This is a genomic window from uncultured Eudoraea sp. (assembly GCF_947260015.1).
Classification (GTDB): Bacteria; Bacteroidota; Bacteroidia; order Flavobacteriales; family Flavobacteriaceae; genus Eudoraea.
Genome location: NZ_CAMYOM010000006.1, coordinates 124,723 through 142,650, shown reverse-complemented (window position 1 = coordinate 142,650; position 17,928 = coordinate 124,723). Strand labels below are relative to the sequence as shown.

Sequence of the window (17,928 nt, the reverse complement as noted above, 5' to 3'; positions counted from 1 at the left end):
ATTGGTAAATTTATATCGTAATATAATCTTTTTTAAGGATTTTTCCCCAGCCTTTAATCAAAGCTGTATAGATTACAGTGCAACCTTTAAGCCTGCTATCAACTGATCAATTTCCTCGGTACTGGTATAATGCAAAAAAGACATTCTCAACACGCCTGGTTCTGCTGGTATAGCCATATCTTTAAGAGGTCTAACCGCATAAAAATTACCCATCCCCATCATTAGTTTATGTTGAGTTAAGCTTGCATATACTTCTTCGAGACTTTTATTAAGAGGAAGAATCGAAATTGTAGGCACTCTTCCATCGGCTTTAGGAGGGCCTAAAAGTTGAATATCATCTCGCGATCTTAAAAATTCAAGTAACCGCTCCAATAGGGCTTTTTCGTGTTCACGAAATAATCTATTTAGTGCACTATTTCTCTGAGAAGGCACTGTCTGTTTGTCAAAATGATGTTCATAGACCGAATCAAAATAATCCAATATGCCGCTCACCGAACCAATTTGAGCATGATCCGGTCCGGCAGGGGTTAACATACTTCTGGTAATACCCTCCTTGAAAAAATGAGACTGATTTTCCATTTTAACAATCAATTCTTTCTTAACATACATCAAGCCTAAATGTGGCCCATAGGTCTTGTATAATGAAAAGAAATAAATATCTGCCCCCAATGCTTTTAAATCCGGAAAGCCATGTGGAGCATAGGCCACGCCGTCTACAACACAAAGTGCCCCGTTGGCATGTGCTCTTTGACTTATTTCTTTTACCGGGTTCACATGACCTATCACATTTGAACAATGGGGAAATACCACCATCCGGGTTCGGTCAGAAAATAAACCATCTAAATCATCCAGGCCTAATAAGCCCCTTTCCCGATCTACATGCCACTCTACAATTTTAAGTCCTCGGTCTGCCAATCTTCTCCATGCCCCTGCATTGGCTTCATGATCCTGACAGGAAACGATAATCTCGTCTCCGTCTTTCCACATAGGCCGCATGGCATTTGCCAACACATATACATTTTGGGTGGTTGACGGTCCGAAGTGAATTTCAGATTCTTCTACATTCAGGTACTCGGCCATCCTCCTATAAGAAGTATCCATCATTTCCCCTGCTCTTATTGAAGCAGGGTAAGGATAGTATGGCTGCACCTTGTTCTTCATATAAAAATCATTTAGCCGATGAATAAATTGTGAACAAGGATAAGATCCTCCGGCATTTTCAAAAAAAGCCCATCCTTCCAGAGAAGGTTCCGCAAAAGCTGGAAACTGTGAGCGTACAAATTGCAAATCAAGTTTCATAATGAAAATGGTAATTCAATGAATATTTATAACTTCTGTTGTGGGGATCCTGCAACTGCTGTACAATCTTTCCAACATGGTATCTCTGATAATTAGAAATTTATTCCATGATTTTTTGGTTGGAGGTTACGACACCAAGGTACTCAATTATCTTTTAAAATATACATTTGGAATTTTGTGCATAAGAAGTAAACTACAAAAAATTCGGTAACAATTTATATTGATAACTAATGTTACAAATTTTAAGGTAACAAAACTATTTTCCATATTTATATGTAGCTTTAGAAAACCTTGAGCAGCATTTTATGAGTTGGAAATTTTAACAATTACTATTGAATGAAACTAAATATAAATAATACAATACACGAGGTTGTTGTCAATCCTGCTACTCCTTTACTTTGGGTCATCCGAGAACAGCTTGGATTAAACGGAACTAAGTTTGGTTGTGGAATAGGGCAATGCGGAGCCTGTACGGTGCATCTTGAAGGGACTCCTATACGGTCTTGCCTAACACCTGTGCAAACAGTTGAGGGTAAAGCAATAACTACTATAGAAGGCATTGCAACCGGAACGACCAAATTGCATGCAGTACAAATTGCCTGGATAGAAGAACAAATTCCCCAATGTGGTTATTGCCAGTCGGGACAAATAATGTCTGCACATGCATTATTGACAAATAATTTGTCACCAACCGACAAGGATATAGACGAGGCTATGAGTGGCAATATCTGCAGATGTGGTACTTACCCAAGGGTTCGAAAAGGAATTAAGCGGGCTGCTGAAATACTGGAGGCATCATTAAGCAAAAAAGATACGGATCATGGGGAAATGGAGTAGAAGAGCATTTATTACAACTGGGGTGCTCACCGGCGGAGCATTGGTCCTTGGCGTTGCTATCAGACCCGGAAACCGGGCAAAAAAGGTAAAAGATTTAATTGCTGGTGACGACGAAACGGTGCTGAACATCTGGCTGAAAATTGACAAAGATAATATAGTTACTGTGGTTGTGCCGCATGCGGAAATGGGGCAGGGCGTACATACAACATTACCCATGATGCTGGCAGATGAAATGGATGCCGATTGGACCAAAGTACGTATACTTGAAGCTCCGGGCAATAAGGAGTATGCCAATTATTCCATGGCAAAAGGTTTTATTCTGGGGCCAAGGGATATTCCTTCAATTCTAATGGGTACAGTTGATGGCTTCTTTTTAACTGCTACTAAACATTTAAACATACAAGTAACAGGAGGAAGTGGATCTGTTCGCTTTACGGGAATGTTCGCTATGAGAGTGGCAGGCGCCGCTGCAAGAGCAGTTTTACTGCAAGCAGCGTCAGAACAGTGGGAAATCCCGAAAGAAGAATTGGTAGTAAAAAATAGTACAATCTCTCACCTGGCATCGGATAGAAGGGCACTTTTTTCAGATTTTGCGGCTAAAGCAGCCAATTTATCTCAGCCGGCCAAACCCCGCCTTAAATCATCAGAAGAATTTACCTTAATGGGAACCTCACCACAGCGTTTTGATATCCCTTCAAAGGTAGATGGAACGGCAAATTTTGGAATTGATGTAGTCCTTCCCAATATGAAATATGCAGCCATTAAAGCATCACCCGTCTTTGGGGTAAAAGTTAAACCTCTTGCCAATGAGGCAATTAAAGATATGCCCGGAGTTCATAAAGTGGTCAATTTAGAAGGTGCTGTTGCCGTAATTGCAGATGGGTATTGGTTAGCCAAAAATGCAATTGATTCATTACCAATAACATTTGAGACAAGCGCTAATGATGCAGTTGAACAATCAGATATCTATGATAGGTATTTACGGGATATGGATACTGCTATTGCTGAGGGTAACGAAGAAAAAGATGTTAAAAAAGGAAACATCGCGGCCGTTTTTAAAGAAGCCACCAATGTGGTAGAAGCTGAATATCGGGTACCTTATCTGGCCCATGCCACCATGGAACCCATGAATTGTACGGCTTTAGTAAAAGAGAATAGTTGCGAGATCTGGGTGGGGAGTCAGAATCCTTTAGGATTTGCGAACAGTGTGGCTGAAGCTCTTGATATAGACCGAAAAGAAGTTCTTGTACATAATCAATTTCTGGGCGGTGGATTTGGGAGAAGATCCGTTCCCGATGTGGCTGTACAGGCTGCACTTATTGCTAAAAAAGTGGACTATCCTGTTAAGCTGATCTGGTCTCGTGAAGAAGATATAAGACAGGATCATTACAGAGAGGCCAATGTGAGTCGTTTTAAAGCTGCTTTGGATTCCAAGGGCATGATAGCTGCATGGAACAATCAATTTGTATTTAAAAACGAACCTGAAGAAGCCCCTCATATTCCTTATGGTATAGACAATCAATTTATCCATTATACGAACAGTGAAACACATGTCCCATGGGGATATTGGAGGAGTGTAGACTCTTCTATGCATGCCTTTTTTACCGAGTCTTTTATGGATGAATTGGCGTTTAAAGCCAATAAAGATCCTTATCAGTTTAGACGTGAGCATCTTACAAATGCACCCAGATATTTGAAAGTATTGGATATGGCTGCCGAGAAATCCAATTGGGGTGAAGCCCTACCTGCTAATTGGGGAAGAGGGATATCCCTTCACCAATCTTTTGGTACCATTGTGGCGCAGGTTACCGAGATAGAATTAGTGGAAGACAAGCTAAGGGTACACAGGGTAGTTTGTGCAGCAGATCCTGGATTTGCATTTCACCCCGACGGTTTTAAAGCACAAATGGAAAGTGGAATTATTTTTGGACTTACGGCTGCTCTTTATGGTGAAATAACTATAGAAAATGGGGCAGTAAAACAGAGTAATTTTCATGATTACCAGATGCTGCGTATGGATGAGTCACCTAAAATTGAAACTTTTATTATAACTAGCGATAACTTTCCTGGTGGTGCAGGTGAACCCAGTACACCGGGCATTGCCCCGGCATTGACAAATGCAATATTTAATGCATCAGGTATTAGGATCCGCGAGTTGCCTGTCAAAAATCATGAATTAAAGGCTGATTCAAAGATCTTAGGTTGATAAGACTTACCTATAATAATGTAAAAGGAATATATTTTTTAGGACCCCGTTTTGTTTATCTGCTCTTCTATAGCTTTCTGTCGCTCCAGAAGTCGCACCTGCTCTTCGGCAAGTTTAGATTTCTGACTTTTAATTGCGGCTAATTCAGAACGTAATGCTACTTCCTCAGAGTTATTCTCGTCTATTGAGACCTTCGAACTATTGATAACCTGCTCAATACCTTGAGTATACATATCTAGCTCACTAATTAGGTTTTGTATATCACCAAAAGCTTTTTTGGTATAATATCTTCCCATTTTAAAATCTTTTGGATCAGAGGCTTTTTCCAAATTCTCGATCCCGTCTAAAATAGGATCCATAGCTTTTTCACAACCACATACTTCTATCTGGTTTTTTACTTTTTCTAAAGCTTCCAGAGCCTTATAGGCATAATATTTTTGATGATCAAAATTCTTTGAGCTAAATGATTTCTTAGTGTGGTTTAAAGCATAAGACGCCGAAGAATAGGTATTGTCACATTTTGTAGAGGCAAACAAAGTTGCCGACATAAACACAAATAATAATAGAAAATTAGGTTTCATTTTAATTCATTTTAAGATTAGGGACCGTAAAGGAGGTAAACTTTGGCGAATTAAAAAAAAATATGTGGTCAACTGCTAAATTTTGTAGTCAAAATACTATTAAAGCCGAATTAAAGCGGTAGAATGATCTTAAGTTCATTTTCTAAAGTTATCAAAATGATGATCTGCTTGATCCCACAATGTTTTTCAATAGCATCTATATAGGTTAGTACTTTATATATATGTTTCGCTATCTTTAATGTTAGAGTCTGGTTTTACCTTAAAATGGGCTTAACCCCCGAGCTGTAATACTTTGAAAAGGTACATCAGATAAAGTATATTTATCTATGTTAACCGAAATCTATTTTTATGAAAAATTTTCTGATACTTCTTATTTTATTATTTCTGACTATAGGCTGTAATCCGAATCCAAAAGTTGAACCGGAACAGGGCTCTGTGGAAACTGATACAACAAGTGATAAAATGGGCATTACCCTGCAGATTCTGGGTTCAGGTGGTCCTGCTGCCGGAGATGGCCGGGCTTCAACAGGATACCTGGTTTGGTTAAATGACAATCCGGTTGTCATGATAGATGCTGGTGGGGGAACATATCTCAGACTACAAGAGGCAGGAGTACATATCAGAGATATTGAGTTTCTTGGCATAAGCCATTTTCATCCGGATCATGCCTCAGAGCTACCAGCCTTACTTTGGTCCGATATATTTACAAACCGTCCGGCTCCATTAAACGTATCCGGACCTGCAGGAGAAGGATCTGACGGACTTAGGGGATTCCTGTCGGCGGTTAATGATATGTCGGCCCCCATAGACGCGTTTACAAGGATCAATGCTATTGATGTTTTACCACAAAAAGATTCTATAACAACGGTCTATAAGGATGATTTGCTCGAAGTAACTGCTATTGGGGTAAACCATGCCAATAAGCCTACACTGGCCTATAAGGTTACCATAGACAACAAGAGTATTGTTTTTGGAGCAGATCAAACTCTTGATACTCCTGGTTTTATTGATTTTGTAAAGGGAGCAGACCTTCTGGTATTACATTTGGCCATTTCTGAAGCAGCTGACAAACCATTTACAAACCTTCATGCCAAACCAAGCAAAGTAGGATCGGTGGCTGAGGAATCAGGTATTCAATCCGTGGTTTTAAGTCATTTAATGAAATTAGATACTACTAATAAGCGAGCTAATCAATTTAGTCTTTATGATATAAATTCTACTCTGAGACTTGTAGGGTCAAAATTTAATGGAACAATTATTTTAGCAGAAGATCTAAAATGTATTCAATTATAATATAAATACTTATACCTCCTATGATCAATATATAGTTTAAGTTAATAAAAAACCTTCTTCCCATCACATTCCAGTAATACAATGTTTTTCCGGGGTATTACTTCTGTTCTAGAAGGACGAGATGATCATCCAAGTTTAATCGGGTTGATTCATCCATTCCTTCGCCGGATTCAGCCAGGCCTTGTTTGGCGTATACAAAAAACCATGCCCAAGTCCTGTATTTATCTGTAACTGTTCAAATTTGGAGGCATTTGTTGATTTATCTATCCAGTATTGGTAATTGTTACCGGCAACAGTATCTGATTTTTCGTAGATCCCTAATATATTTCCATGCAGGTTCCAGTCAAAAGTCTTCTGCGTATAATCACTGCTAGACCCCAAAAGTAAGTAATTCACATTATTTACATTCATATCGGAAATGTACATAGCTATCATTCCTCCCTTCGATGCACCTATTACTGTGATGTCTTCAGGAGTTATACCTTTCGTGATAAGCGCATCTATTTCTTTTGATATTTTCTTTCCAAATTCGTAAAAGTCGGTTTTATCCGTGCGGACTTCTGCATGAACCTCCGCACCTGTGGCTTTAAGCGAATCTATAATACTAGTATACTCATAGGGACCAAACTGATCACTAACGGCATTAATGCCTTGCACTTCGATAATCATTCCATGTAAATAAAATATATGTTTCATGGATTCCTGTTTTGGTGAACATGAGATTAGTAAAATAAAAAAGGATAGTTTGTAAAGCAGGTTCAAGGTTTTTAAGTTGTTTAGTCTAAGATAATCAAATAAGACCAAATTTTTGAGGAGGAATTTAGATATTAACCCGGAAAATTTAAAAAGAGAATTTTTAGTCTATTGTAATGGTGATTTGTTATCTTACTTGCTTTAAATGCTTGTAAAATCAACCATTAGACCAACAAACTAACATGAAAAAATTTCAGAGCTATCTTATAGCATTAATTTTGACCGGTATCCTTGTTCATTGTTCAGACAAAAAACCTTTAGCTGAAGAGCAAGGGAAAAAAGACAGGAATATGTTCGGGCTTTATATACCTCGTGGTTTAACAAAAACTACAGAAGGTCTTGCTCCAGGATATGTATTGTTCAGACCGGCAAATTCTGCTTCTACATATCTGGTTAACAGGGAAGGAAAAGTTGTCCACGAATGGAAGGGGAATTATGAGGTAAACAGTTTTTATTTAAATGACGATGGTTCGCTTACATTACTTTCTGTAGATCCCGATTTTCCTGTATTTGGAGGCGGAGGTAATGCGGGAAGACTGCAAAAAATTAGCTGGGACGGTAAAATGTTATGGGATTTTGAATACGCCACTGAAGAATATCTTGCTCATCATGACATAGCTGTAATGCCTAATGGTAATATTCTAACCATTGCTTGGGAAGCTAAGAGTGCGGATGAGGCGTTACAGGCTGGGAGGAAACCTGAATTTACTCCAAAAGCAGGGCTTTGGCCGGATAAAATTGTTGAAATAAAACCACAGGGTAAAAGCAGGGGTATAATTGTATGGGAATGGCATATCTGGGATCATTTAATACAGGATTATGATGAAACCAAGGATAACTATGGGGATGTTGCCGCTCATCCTGAACTTCTAGACTTTAATAAAGATGGGGAAATACCACCACTTATTTCCCATGATAGTATGGCCGTATTACATAAATTAAAGAGGGCCTGGAGGAACCAAACGGTTGAAAACAGAGGAGCTGACATTCATCATTTAAATGCTATTAATTACAATGCCGAACTGGATCAAATTGTTTTTAGCTCCCCAAATTTAGATGAAATATTTATAATTGATCACAGTACAACTACTGCAGAAGCTGCCAGTCACGGTGGAGGCCGAATGGGCCGCGGTGGTGACTTTTTGTACCGATGGGGAAATCCCAAAAATTATAACCATGGTGATTCTACTGATAGGAAATTGTTTGGTCAGCATGATGTGCGATGGATCGAAAAAGGAAAACCAGGTGAAGGCCACCTTACAATTTTTAATAATGATGTTCCAATGGGTCCGGATAGTCTGGATTATTCGACAGTATTAGAATTAAAACCCCCAATGGATAATAATGGTAACTACTTAAAGGGGGAAGACGGTAAATTTGGACCGGAGGAACCTGTTTGGAAGTATATAGCCCCTGATACACTTTCTTTTTATGGAAGCTTTATATCAGGTGCACAGCGGATGCAAAATGGAAATACGTTTATCAATGAAGGGCCCAAAGGCCGCTTTTTTGAAGTTACCCCTGATGGAGAAATTGTCTGGGAATATCTGAATCCATATCGAGGGAATATTCATCATTCTGATGGGGAACCAGTTTCACCTATGCCCCTGGCTTATTGGCAATTTAGATCAAATTTTATCCCGGCAGACCATCCGGGTTTACAGGGAAAGAAATTAGAACCTTTAGACCCACAACCTGAGGAATTTAAACTTCCTCCTAAACCAAAAAAAGAGGGTACATAATTAATGATGGGAATAAATTTGGTTCCTTATTATACAAAGTATGGAATCCATCGCGATGGTAATTTATAAGTTTAATCGTAGCTAATACCGGGTAACTGGACTTGTATTTCACTGGCAAAATTGGTCCATTCCTGATACATTTCCTGGTATTTTTGGCGGTTCGTACTTTTTAAATCCTGCATTTCACCCAGATCTTCATCGAGATTATAGAGTTCAAATGCTGATAAACTAAATGGATCACTGAAATTTGTTATTTTCCACTGCCCTTTCCTCAGCATCGTATTTCCGCTGTGCTCCAATCCAAAAACATAATCGCTTGTGTGTATGGTTTTTGTTCTTCCGGAAATAAATGGCAGAAGTGATTTTCCCTTTAAGGGGAATAGTGAATTCCCGTTAAATTCCGGCGGATAGCTTATTTTGGCCAGGTCATAAAGCGTAGGAGCAATATCCATGACGGTTAGAAAGTCATCTTCAATTATATTTTGCTTTTCTACCATGGGGCCAGTCATAATCATGGATGCAATAATACCACCGTTAGTTGCATATTCCTTGTAATATCTGAAGGGTGATGAACCGGCTTCTGCCCATTGGGAACCGTAGGAAATCAAAGAATTTGCTTCACCCATGGTTTCATAGTCATTATTAAAATAAGGATTTATATAAGGTCTGATCCCCGGATTATTATAATAGTCTTCACCTGCTGCCCCATTATCCGACATGAAAATAATCAGGGTATTTTCATACTCTCCGATATCTTTTAAATGCTGTATAATACGTCCAATATTGACATCCAGATTATCTACCATTCCGGAATAGAGTTCCATTTTTCGTGATTCTCTTTTTTTTTCATTCTCCGTAAGAGAATTCCAGGGCCTTATTGAAGGATGGGTAGGAGGTAAGACCGCATTTTCGGGAATCATCCCTGCCTTTTTAAGACTTAACAATCTTTCTTCTTTTAATTTATCATAGCCTTTATCATACCTGCCTTCGTACTTTTTCCAATAAGCCTCATCAACCTGCAGTGGCCAATGCGGAGAGGTATATGCTGCATAGGCAAAAAATGGACGTTTATCATCTTTATTCTGATTAATATATGCGATGAGTTTATCGGTGTAAAGATCAGTAGAATAAGAACCTTCCGGCCATTGAGTGGGTTTACCATCTTCTGTATAATGAGAAACCGGAATACCTTTAAATATTCCCTGGCCGTTATAATGATTTCCAACACCTTCAAGCATAACAAACGAGTGTTCAAAACCTTTATGGTGAGGGTTGGCCTCCCTGTCATTCCCCAGATGCCATTTACCAGCCATATAAGTGTGGTAGCCATCCTTTCTTAGCAAGGCAGGTATTGTAGCCACTCTATTTGTTATATAGCCCTCGTAGCCAAAAACCTGTGTACTTAATGCCTGCCTTCCTACTCCTGCAATATGGTTATCATTGCCTGTTAAAAGCATCGCCCTTGTTGGTGCGCACATTGGTGCAGTATGAAACCTGCTGAAACGGATACCACTTGATGCCAGGCCATCGATATTGGGAGTTGCAATATCCCCGCCATAACAGCCCAGATCTGCATAGCCCAGATCATCGGCTACCAATAATAATATATTAGGTCTGTTATCTATTGAGGCTTTCTCCGAAGTGCCGGAACATCCGGTAAACCCAATGATTACAAATAGAAAGGTAAGAATCGAAGTTGTAGGGTTAAGATTAAAAATAAAATTGCTATTTGTAGTGTGACGGCATGTTTTAATTTTTATTAGGAGAAGTATAACTTGTTTTGTTCGTCTATCGAAATTTATCATTTAAAGCGCCTCTTTCATTATTAAATACCTAAGGTAAGGATTTATCATTTAGACTTTATCAAATGACTCTTGTTTGAGAGAAGCAACGAACTATGTTTTACTTCAAGTCATATCACTTTAAGTATTTTTATCAAAAAATAACCCCTTAAAGTAAATATGTCTCTCTTTTGCTTGCTCTAAAATGATATCAAATTCGGGACTACCTCGTAGATTTTCAAGTAATGGGTCTGTATTTAACAAAGGATAATTATAATAGCCTCCATCAACTGCTCTTTTTAAACACCTCAACCCTCCTGCCTGATCACCCAATATAGAATACATTACTGAATAATAATACCAGCCTTCAGAGTCAAAAATATTTGAATCTTCCAGGGTTTTAACTGCCTTTAGCCCTGTTTCCATATCCCCTTCAATAGACGCCTTAAATACAATACAGCTATTAATTATATACGGTTCTACCTGTCTTTCGATAGCCTGATCAAAATAGGAGAGTGCCTCCTTAAAATCTCCTTTTCTATACAAGGTTATTCCCTGCCAAATAAGCACATAAGAAGTTTCTTTTGCAATGGCAAAGGTTTCAAAAGCTTTGTCGAATTCATTCAGATTAAGGTAGGAGATACCCAATCTACCATAATTTGGGTTTTTTGGATCTAGCTCAAGCGCTTTCTCCATTTCTGCAACTGATTCGTGGATCATTCCTATATACCGATAGAGATAGCCCAAAGAAAATCTGGCTGAAGCATTATTTGGATTAATCTCAATCATTTTTTTAGTGATCCTGACAGCTTCTTCGGTTTTTGCTGATTCTGTATACAAAACTGCCAAATAACCCATAGCGGACAATAACTCGGGATTTAAGTTTAATGCTTTTAAATAATATTTTTCGGTGTAGATGAATTTTTCCGGATCCTGCATTTCAAAGAGAGCAATGCGTTGAGACCTGAATCCAAATTCAGCATGAGCCGGAGCATATAATGAATCTAAAGTAATTGATTGTTTAAGCATTTCTAACGCCAGGGAATCGCCCTCAGAAGTTAATGGGTAAGAAATACTTTTCAAAAAATATTCATAAGCCAAGGGATTGTTGGAGATATCTTTCTGTATCCTGTCGAACTCTTTTTCTGAGAACTTGATATTCAAACCTGTCAATACCCTTTTCGAGACAATATCCTGCAATTCAAAAGTATTGCTAAAGTCAACTTCAATAGGCTCACTTCTCCATAACATCTCATTAGATTCCATATCAACCAATTCTACATTGAGTCTCATTCGATCGTCTTCTTTGAGATAGTTACCAATTAAAATATAATCTACATTCAAATATTCTTTTACTTCTTCATAATCAATGAGTTGTTTATCATACTTTCTAACTGAACTTGAAGAGCGCACAATTATATTCTGTAAATAATTTAAGTCGCCTATAATCTGGTCCGCTATCGCGAAGCCCAAATAATCACTCTCAGGATCTGGTTTATTGTTAGTGAAGGGCAAGACGGCTAGAGAACCGGATAGTCCATTTTCCGAAAAAGCCATCCCTCGTTCAACATAGGGCTGGTTCCTATATTGGTTGTATAATAGTAGAATGACTGCAATTACCAGTGAGATAATTATTATTTTATTCAAACGTTCCCCAATTAGAATTTTTGTTTTAACTGGTAGAGTACTCTCATTTTTTGCTGTTTTGTGTATGCCTTTTGGAGTAATGGTATAAATCCAGGAAAATACCACCCAAAGCGGAAAACCAATTAGAAGTATTATTACCATAATGCGCATGGCATAGGCAGGAGAATCAAATATGGGAAGAATAGTGGAGGCAACCTGCAGAATCATCCAGGCAACAACAAGATACGCTAATGCTTCTTTTACTACATTACGTTTTTTAAGTTCTGCTATAATTCTTTTAAGATTCATATACAGAGTGCTTAAGTTTTTCACTAAGATGAACCAAAGTGTTTAGATTATGCATAACAAGTTAACAATTTCCTATTGGAAAAGTGTGTAATCAGATTAAATTAGAATAAATTTTATCGATCATCCGTATCAACACTTCTGGTAGATTTTTGATAAGATAAAATGCAATTAGTATCATTGTAACTCCTGAATAATTCAGTACTTTGTAATTCTTTTAGAACTTTATATGAAAGTATTATTTATTGGTGGTACAGGTAATATTAGCAGCGCTTCGAGCAGGTTGGCTGTTTCAAAGGGGATAACCTTATACCATCTAAACAGAGGAATTAATAAAATTGAAATAGAGGGTGTGAAAACTATTCTGGGTGACATTAGTAATCCTGCTAGTATATCAGAATTGGAAGGGCACAATTGGGATGTTGTGGTAAACTGGATTGCCTTTACACCAACGGAGTCTACACCACTATTTAATAATTTATGGGATTACTCCAACAATAAGATTAAATGTGAGGATAGATTAATGAAAGCATACAGGGAAGAGGAATTTCCAATAACAATTGTAAGGCCTTCATTGACTTATGACACGGTTATTCCCATAGCAATAGGCGGATTTAAAGAATATACTACAGCCAATCGAATTCTGAAAGGGAAAGAAATAATTGTACATGGAGACGGGACATCATTGTGGACCGTGACACATTCTGATGATTTTGCACTTGGTTTTGTGGGATTATTGGGATTATCGCAGGCAATAGGCCATGCCTTTCATATTACCTCAGATGAAATTTTAAGCTGGAACATCATCTACGAAATCCTGGCGGATAGTCTGGGTTGCAAGGCAAATGTGGTCCATATTGCTTCAGATTTTATTTGCAAAATAGAACCTTCATATACCGGCACTTTACTGGCCGATAAGGCTGAGAGTGTCATTTTTGACAATACAAAAATAAAGACATTTGTACCGGGTTTTAAAGCTACAATCCCTTTTGCAGAAGGAATAAAAAGAACCCTGCAATGGCTCGATGCAAACCCTGAAAGGAAAATTATAGATCCGGAGGAAAACAAACGGATTGAAAATATACTTAGCGCCTATAAAATGGATCAATAATACAGAAAATAAAATCAACTAAAAATTCAAATTATGATAAAAAAAATTGCATTAGGAATTGTTCTCTTTGTATGTACATTGGGGTTCAGCCAAAAAGAAATTTATGAATTCCGTGAATATGAGTTAAGGTTCGGAAAACCCGCTAAAGTGTTACATGACTATTTTGAAAAAGCGTTGATACCCGCTTTAAACAAACAGGGAATTAACAATGTTGGAGCATTTGAAGAAATTGGCGATGCCATGCCAAAGAAGATTTATTTATTAATAGCCTATAATGATTTAGATAGTTATCAGAAAGTATTAAGCGATCTCAGGGAAGATCAGGTTTTTCTACAGGCATCTGAAGAATATAACAATACTGCGCAGGAAGACTTTCCTGTACCTATGAGGGCTATAATGAAGATGCGTTTCAACGCAAAGTAAAAATGTTTAATGAAAGTGAATTTAGTATTTTTGATGAGGTGGGCCTTCACTCCGTTTTTTTTGGGGAGAAAATTGCTGGTCCACAAATGCCCTGCCTAACTTATTTACTTGCTTTTAAAGATATGGCAGAGCGTGATGTCAACTGGGCGAAATTTGGTCCCAACCCGGAATGGCAACGGATAGTAAAACTGCCGGAGTACGCCAATACGGTTTCAAATATTTACAGGGTATTTTTAAAACCTTTGTCATATTCTCAATTGTAGAATATTTTTTTTAAATGCATATCTATTATTAATATTGGATAATAGGTAAGTGGATGAAAAAGTATTTGAACTTCCGTTCCGGAAATAAGTAGTTATGCTCAATTTGCCTACCTGTTAAGCCTAAAGGCATCAAGATTGATATCATCCAAACCAATATCATCAAACGGAAATTCTAATTGATCCTGGATGTTATAAAGAGATATAAGTATAAATTCAGTAAGTATTACTATAAAATAGGTTATTCCCTGATTGTGTTCCAATCCCACATCATGGATAATGGTCGGCGCATAAATTAACGGGAAGATGTAGATGAATACAAGACAATAGGCCTTTAAACTTATTGGTGTCCTGTGCGTATTAATAGCATGCAAATTCTCAATAGATTCATGCAGATCTTTCATAAAACGAAAGGTTCTGTCTTTTAAATTTTTCGAAATAATTTGCTCGTTACTGACGATAAATGTTAGCACCTTATCAATGATTTCATCCAGATCTTTTGTGGTATTATCATTGTTTTTTAGTTGATCTAAAGTTTGCTCACTTATGTTAATCAAAATATCAGTCATTTCATTTTTACTCTCTTCAGAGAGTTCCTTGTTGCTCATCACAAAATATTGAACGGTCTTTAGAGCACTTCTGAATTTGCTCAAATGTTGCAGGGCCTTTTCCCGGCGCCTGAAGGAACCACGTATAGTAAAAACCAAAGGAAATATAATAGCAATACTTAACATCGTAAGATCAACATAAAAGTTTATGTTAAACTTAAAAGCCAGAAACGTAATTACTATTGAAATAATCAATACTACTATTGTTCTGTAATTTAATATGTAAAGATATCGTCTAATAGCTTAAAATGTATTAACTTATAAGAGTAAAGCTAACTACAATCTGATGAATAAGCAAGTTATATTTCTATTCCTTTTTACATATCTTTTTTTTGTTGGAACCACTTTTTCACAGGAATTAGTAAATACTGACCAGGATAATCAGGTCACTGAACTCTTTCTTAATAATGATCCATTACCCATAAAATTAAATTATTCCAACAAAGTTTTAAAGAAAGAAACGAATGACAGTACCTATATTGAAAGTGAAATTGCATTTTTGACAGGTGATGAATCCATGAAAAATTTGGAAGTAAAAATTAGGGCAAGGGGCAAGTACAGGCGGGATAATTGCTATTTCCTTCCTATGAAAATGAAAATGAAGAAATCGGTAACCCAAGAAACCTTGTTTGAAGGAAATAAAAAACTAAAACTCGTACTTCCTTGTTTTATGGCAAAAAGTGCTAACGATAAAGTTTTAAGAGAATATATGGCTTATAGGTTGTATGAAATTATCTCCCCTTATCATTATAATGTCAGGTTGTTGGATATAGATTTTACAGAGCCAAAAGGGAGTAAGGTAAAGTCGTATAACTTGAAAGGGTTTTTTATAGAGGACATCGATAATGTTGCGGACCGCTGTAATGGTAAACAAATTAAAAGGTCTATACACCCATTACAACAGGATGACGTTTGTTCCGTTAGAAACGATTTTTTCCAGTTTATGATTGGCAATACGGATTATTCATCTGCTTATCGGCATAATGAAAAGCTTTTGTTTGTAGATGGTAATATTATGCCTATACCCTATGATTTTGATATGTCCGGATTGGTTGATGCCAGCTATTCAGTAGTCTCAGTGGTTCAGGGTCAAGAACTAAGTATAACCGACGTCACTCAAAGATTATATCGGGGGTTCAAACGCGACCCAGCTATATTTCAATCTGTAAGACAAGAATTTCTGGATAATAAATTCAAAATGTTGTCGATTATCAATGAATTAGAATCAAGCTTTGATGACCCGAAAGAATTTGCCCAGGCAAGAAAATTCATCAACGGCTTTTTTGAGGTTTTAGAAGATGACAACTCGTACAGAAAAGAGATTTTAAATGTGGCAAGATTAGAATAAAATTTTGCCCTGTATTATTATTTCTTTTGACTTATTTAAAAGAATGAACCAATAATTATCGCCTTTTTCACCTAAAGGTTTTTCACTCAAACAGTTCTATTAAAGGTTCCCCTGTTGATCCACTGGGATATGCTATATTCAGCTTTTGTGCAATGCTGGGTGCTATATCGATCACCGATACTTTTCTTACAGATTTACCCTTAGGAATAGATTTTCCGAACCATAGCATGGGAACATGCGTATCGTATGCATACCCGGAACCATGGGTAGTACCTTTAACTTTTTGCATGGTTATTCTGGGGTCCAAATTCTGAACATACCCTGGTTTAAACACCAAAATGACATCTCCAGATCTTTTGGAATGATAACCATTTTGAAGCATTTTGTTCATTCCATAACCATAACTTTTTGATTGCAGATTGGATGCGGTAAGTGCTCCTGTCACGTCTTCAAGAGTTATCAGAAAATCTGCCGCTTCCTGTTGTACAACTCTAAGAGACAATTTCTTTTGTTTAATTAGATCCCGGTTCAAATAAACCGATTCCCCATCGAAATTTTCAATCCATTCATTCGTGCCATATTTTGAATTCAAATGGCTCAGTAGAGCAGCCTCATATTTTTGTATATTGACTAGTCCGGCAGGTAGCTTATTATCTGCTAAATAAGAAGCAACAGGAACTGATCCATGATCAGAGGTTAAAAACAGTAAATAATTTCCTGTACCAACCGTCGCATCCAGAGATTTTAATAAACTTTCAATATTCCTGTCCAATCTTAATATTACATCTTCAAACTCAACAGATTGAGGTCCGAAAGTATGCCCAATAATATCAGTAACTGTATAACTTATATTAATAAAATCTGTAATATCATCTGTTCCTAAACCTTCGTTTTTAATTGCTTCTATGGCAAAGTCTGTTAACAAAGAATTTCCAGCAGGTGTAACCCAAATCAATTGAAATTCTGAGCCAACTTCCCTATAGCGTTCCCGCATGCTTTTAAAATCATATGGAAATGTTGGGCTTGTTTTACCTCCAAGGGCACGTTCATAATTATTGTCATCCGGCGCACTCAAAGTATAAGATTCTATTGGGTATAAGGTGCTCCATGAATCTGTTAAATACGAATCTGACTTTTCCAATTTATTAAATTTGGTAACCCAATTGGGTAATTCATCCATATAATAGGAGCTGCTTATAAAATAACCGGGACTCGATTTCCAGTCATGCCAATATGCGGCATTAGCCGCATGTCCTCCGGGTAAGATAGCACCACGGTCTTTTAGGGAAACACTTATTACTTTAGCCCTAAAATTAGTGCCCATTCTCAATTGATCAGTGATGGTAGTTGTAAGAAGATTTCTTGGAGAAGCACCATAACTGTTAACGGCCGTTGTTCCAACGATTAGTTCGTTCATATCCCCAATATTTGTAATGGCCTGTTTTGTACTCCGCTGATACCACGAATTTCCGATTATTCCATGAGTAGAAGGAGTTGTTCCTGTATATATAGATGCATGTCCGGCAGCAGTGACCGTGGGGACATAATTAAACTGAGTATTTTTATAGTTAAATCCTTCCCGCATTATTCGTTTAAACCCACCGTTAGAAAACCTCTCCTGATACTTATAAAGATGATCAAATCTCATTTGATCTATCACGATACCCACAACCAATTTCGGTGGATCTGATTGGCTTTTAAGAAGATGTCCGTTAAAAAAAAGAAGGGTGGCAATAGCGATGATTCTAATCATT

15 protein-coding genes are annotated in these 17,928 nt (G+C 37.4%); 8 read left to right on the top strand and 7 right to left on the bottom strand.

What is annotated here, in order from left to right; translation table 11 throughout:
- Nucleotides 1-72: 72 nt before the first annotated feature.
- Entirely contained in the window at nucleotides 73-1,299 is a 1,227-nt protein-coding gene (locus Q0X66_RS05325) for an aminotransferase class V-fold PLP-dependent enzyme (RefSeq protein WP_297703999.1), read from the bottom strand.
- Between the two features lie 336 nt (nucleotides 1,300-1,635).
- Here Q0X66_RS05325 and Q0X66_RS05320 point away from each other — a divergent pair, with 336 nt between their 5' ends.
- Nucleotides 1,636-2,136, top strand: a complete 501-nt coding sequence (locus Q0X66_RS05320) for a (2Fe-2S)-binding protein (protein WP_297703997.1) — start codon at nucleotides 1,636-1,638, stop codon at nucleotides 2,134-2,136.
- Entirely contained in the window at nucleotides 2,120-4,342 is a 2,223-nt protein-coding gene (locus Q0X66_RS05315) for a molybdopterin cofactor-binding domain-containing protein (RefSeq protein ID WP_297703995.1), read from the top strand. The genes Q0X66_RS05320 and Q0X66_RS05315 overlap by 17 nt, the downstream gene beginning before the upstream one ends.
- Nucleotides 4,343-4,380: 38 nt before the next feature.
- Here Q0X66_RS05315 and Q0X66_RS05310 read toward each other — a convergent pair whose 3' ends face one another.
- Nucleotides 4,381-4,923 carry a hypothetical protein gene (locus Q0X66_RS05310; RefSeq protein ID WP_297703958.1) on the bottom strand — a complete coding sequence of 181 codons (543 nt, stop codon included), beginning with the start codon at nucleotides 4,921-4,923 and terminating at the stop codon, nucleotides 4,381-4,383.
- Between the two features lie 348 nt (nucleotides 4,924-5,271).
- Here Q0X66_RS05310 and Q0X66_RS05305 point away from each other — a divergent pair, with 348 nt between their 5' ends.
- Nucleotides 5,272-6,216, top strand: a complete 945-nt coding sequence (locus tag Q0X66_RS05305; RefSeq protein WP_297703956.1) for an MBL fold metallo-hydrolase — start codon at nucleotides 5,272-5,274, stop codon at nucleotides 6,214-6,216.
- 135 nt (nucleotides 6,217-6,351) lie between these two features.
- On the opposite strand, the gene Q0X66_RS05300 is transcribed toward Q0X66_RS05305, so the two are convergent.
- Nucleotides 6,352-6,912 carry a hypothetical protein gene (locus tag Q0X66_RS05300; protein WP_297703954.1) on the bottom strand — a complete coding sequence of 187 codons (561 nt, stop codon included), beginning with the start codon at nucleotides 6,910-6,912 and terminating at the stop codon, nucleotides 6,352-6,354.
- A 239-nt stretch (nucleotides 6,913-7,151) separates the two neighbouring features.
- Here Q0X66_RS05300 and Q0X66_RS05295 point away from each other — a divergent pair, with 239 nt between their 5' ends.
- Complete coding sequence (locus Q0X66_RS05295) at nucleotides 7,152-8,711, top strand: aryl-sulfate sulfotransferase (RefSeq protein WP_297703952.1); 1,560 nt, start codon at nucleotides 7,152-7,154, stop codon at nucleotides 8,709-8,711.
- Nucleotides 8,712-8,782: 71 nt separating this feature from the next.
- Here Q0X66_RS05295 and Q0X66_RS05290 read toward each other — a convergent pair whose 3' ends face one another.
- Both Q0X66_RS05290 and Q0X66_RS05285 read right to left on the bottom strand, forming a co-directional pair.
- The gene (locus Q0X66_RS05290; RefSeq protein ID WP_297703950.1) at nucleotides 8,783-10,516 is read right to left on the bottom strand and encodes an arylsulfatase; all 1,734 of its coding nucleotides are present in this window, start codon (nucleotides 10,514-10,516) and stop codon (nucleotides 8,783-8,785) included.
- A 117-nt stretch (nucleotides 10,517-10,633) separates the two neighbouring features.
- Complete coding sequence (locus Q0X66_RS05285) at nucleotides 10,634-12,427, bottom strand: hypothetical protein (RefSeq protein WP_297703948.1); 1,794 nt, start codon at nucleotides 12,425-12,427, stop codon at nucleotides 10,634-10,636.
- A 226-nt stretch (nucleotides 12,428-12,653) separates the two neighbouring features.
- On the opposite strand from Q0X66_RS05285, the gene Q0X66_RS05280 reads away from it, so the two are divergent.
- The 3 genes from Q0X66_RS05280 to Q0X66_RS05270 are packed head-to-tail and all read left to right on the top strand — an operon-like array spanning nucleotide 12,654 to nucleotide 14,221.
- Nucleotides 12,654-13,535 carry an NAD-dependent epimerase/dehydratase family protein gene (locus Q0X66_RS05280; protein WP_297703946.1) on the top strand — a complete coding sequence of 294 codons (882 nt, stop codon included), beginning with the start codon at nucleotides 12,654-12,656 and terminating at the stop codon, nucleotides 13,533-13,535.
- 33 nt (nucleotides 13,536-13,568) lie between these two features.
- Entirely contained in the window at nucleotides 13,569-13,958 is a 390-nt protein-coding gene (locus Q0X66_RS05275) for an NIPSNAP family protein (RefSeq protein WP_297703944.1), read from the top strand.
- A 2-nt stretch (nucleotides 13,959-13,960) separates the two neighbouring features.
- Nucleotides 13,961-14,221, top strand: coding sequence for an NIPSNAP family protein (locus tag Q0X66_RS05270; protein ID WP_297703942.1), 261 nt, complete (start codon nucleotides 13,961-13,963; stop codon nucleotides 14,219-14,221).
- Nucleotides 14,222-14,328: 107 nt separating this feature from the next.
- Here Q0X66_RS05270 and Q0X66_RS05265 read toward each other — a convergent pair whose 3' ends face one another.
- Complete coding sequence (locus Q0X66_RS05265; RefSeq protein WP_297703940.1) at nucleotides 14,329-15,021, bottom strand: hypothetical protein; 693 nt, start codon at nucleotides 15,019-15,021, stop codon at nucleotides 14,329-14,331.
- A 91-nt stretch (nucleotides 15,022-15,112) separates the two neighbouring features.
- On the opposite strand from Q0X66_RS05265, the gene Q0X66_RS05260 reads away from it, so the two are divergent.
- A complete protein-coding gene (locus Q0X66_RS05260; protein ID WP_297703938.1) occupies nucleotides 15,113-16,174 on the top strand; it encodes a hypothetical protein in 1,062 nt (353 codons plus the stop codon).
- A gap of 82 nt (nucleotides 16,175-16,256) precedes the next feature.
- Here Q0X66_RS05260 and pafA read toward each other — a convergent pair whose 3' ends face one another.
- Complete coding sequence (gene pafA / locus Q0X66_RS05255; RefSeq protein ID WP_297703936.1) at nucleotides 16,257-17,927, bottom strand: alkaline phosphatase PafA; 1,671 nt, start codon at nucleotides 17,925-17,927, stop codon at nucleotides 16,257-16,259.
- Nucleotide 17,928: the final 1 nt, after the last annotated feature.

Excerpts from the sequence above, each read along its gene's own strand:
- Q0X66_RS05325 (WP_297703999.1), bottom strand. The coding sequence starts at position 1,299 with ATGAAACTTGATTTGCAATTTGTACGCTCACAGTTTCCAGCTTTTGCG.
- Q0X66_RS05320 (WP_297703997.1), top strand. The coding sequence starts at position 1,636 with ATGAAACTAAATATAAATAATACAATACACGAGGTTGTTGTCAATCCT.
- Q0X66_RS05315 (WP_297703995.1), top strand. The coding sequence starts at position 2,120 with ATGGGGAAATGGAGTAGAAGAGCATTTATTACAACTGGGGTGCTCACC.
- Q0X66_RS05310 (WP_297703958.1), bottom strand. The coding sequence starts at position 4,923 with ATGAAACCTAATTTTCTATTATTATTTGTGTTTATGTCGGCAACTTTG.
- Q0X66_RS05305 (WP_297703956.1), top strand. The coding sequence starts at position 5,272 with ATGAAAAATTTTCTGATACTTCTTATTTTATTATTTCTGACTATAGGC.
- Q0X66_RS05300 (WP_297703954.1), bottom strand. The coding sequence starts at position 6,912 with ATGAAACATATATTTTATTTACATGGAATGATTATCGAAGTGCAAGGC.
- Q0X66_RS05295 (WP_297703952.1), top strand. The coding sequence starts at position 7,152 with ATGAAAAAATTTCAGAGCTATCTTATAGCATTAATTTTGACCGGTATC.
- Q0X66_RS05290 (WP_297703950.1), bottom strand. The coding sequence starts at position 10,516 with ATGATAAATTTCGATAGACGAACAAAACAAGTTATACTTCTCCTAATA.
- Q0X66_RS05285 (WP_297703948.1), bottom strand. The coding sequence starts at position 12,427 with ATGAATCTTAAAAGAATTATAGCAGAACTTAAAAAACGTAATGTAGTA.
- Q0X66_RS05280 (WP_297703946.1), top strand. The coding sequence starts at position 12,654 with ATGAAAGTATTATTTATTGGTGGTACAGGTAATATTAGCAGCGCTTCG.
- Q0X66_RS05275 (WP_297703944.1), top strand. The coding sequence starts at position 13,569 with ATGATAAAAAAAATTGCATTAGGAATTGTTCTCTTTGTATGTACATTG.
- Q0X66_RS05270 (WP_297703942.1), top strand. The coding sequence starts at position 13,961 with ATGTTTAATGAAAGTGAATTTAGTATTTTTGATGAGGTGGGCCTTCAC.
- Q0X66_RS05260 (WP_297703938.1), top strand. The coding sequence starts at position 15,113 with ATGAATAAGCAAGTTATATTTCTATTCCTTTTTACATATCTTTTTTTT.
- pafA (WP_297703936.1), bottom strand. The coding sequence starts at position 17,927 with ATGATTAGAATCATCGCTATTGCCACCCTTCTTTTTTTTAACGGACAT.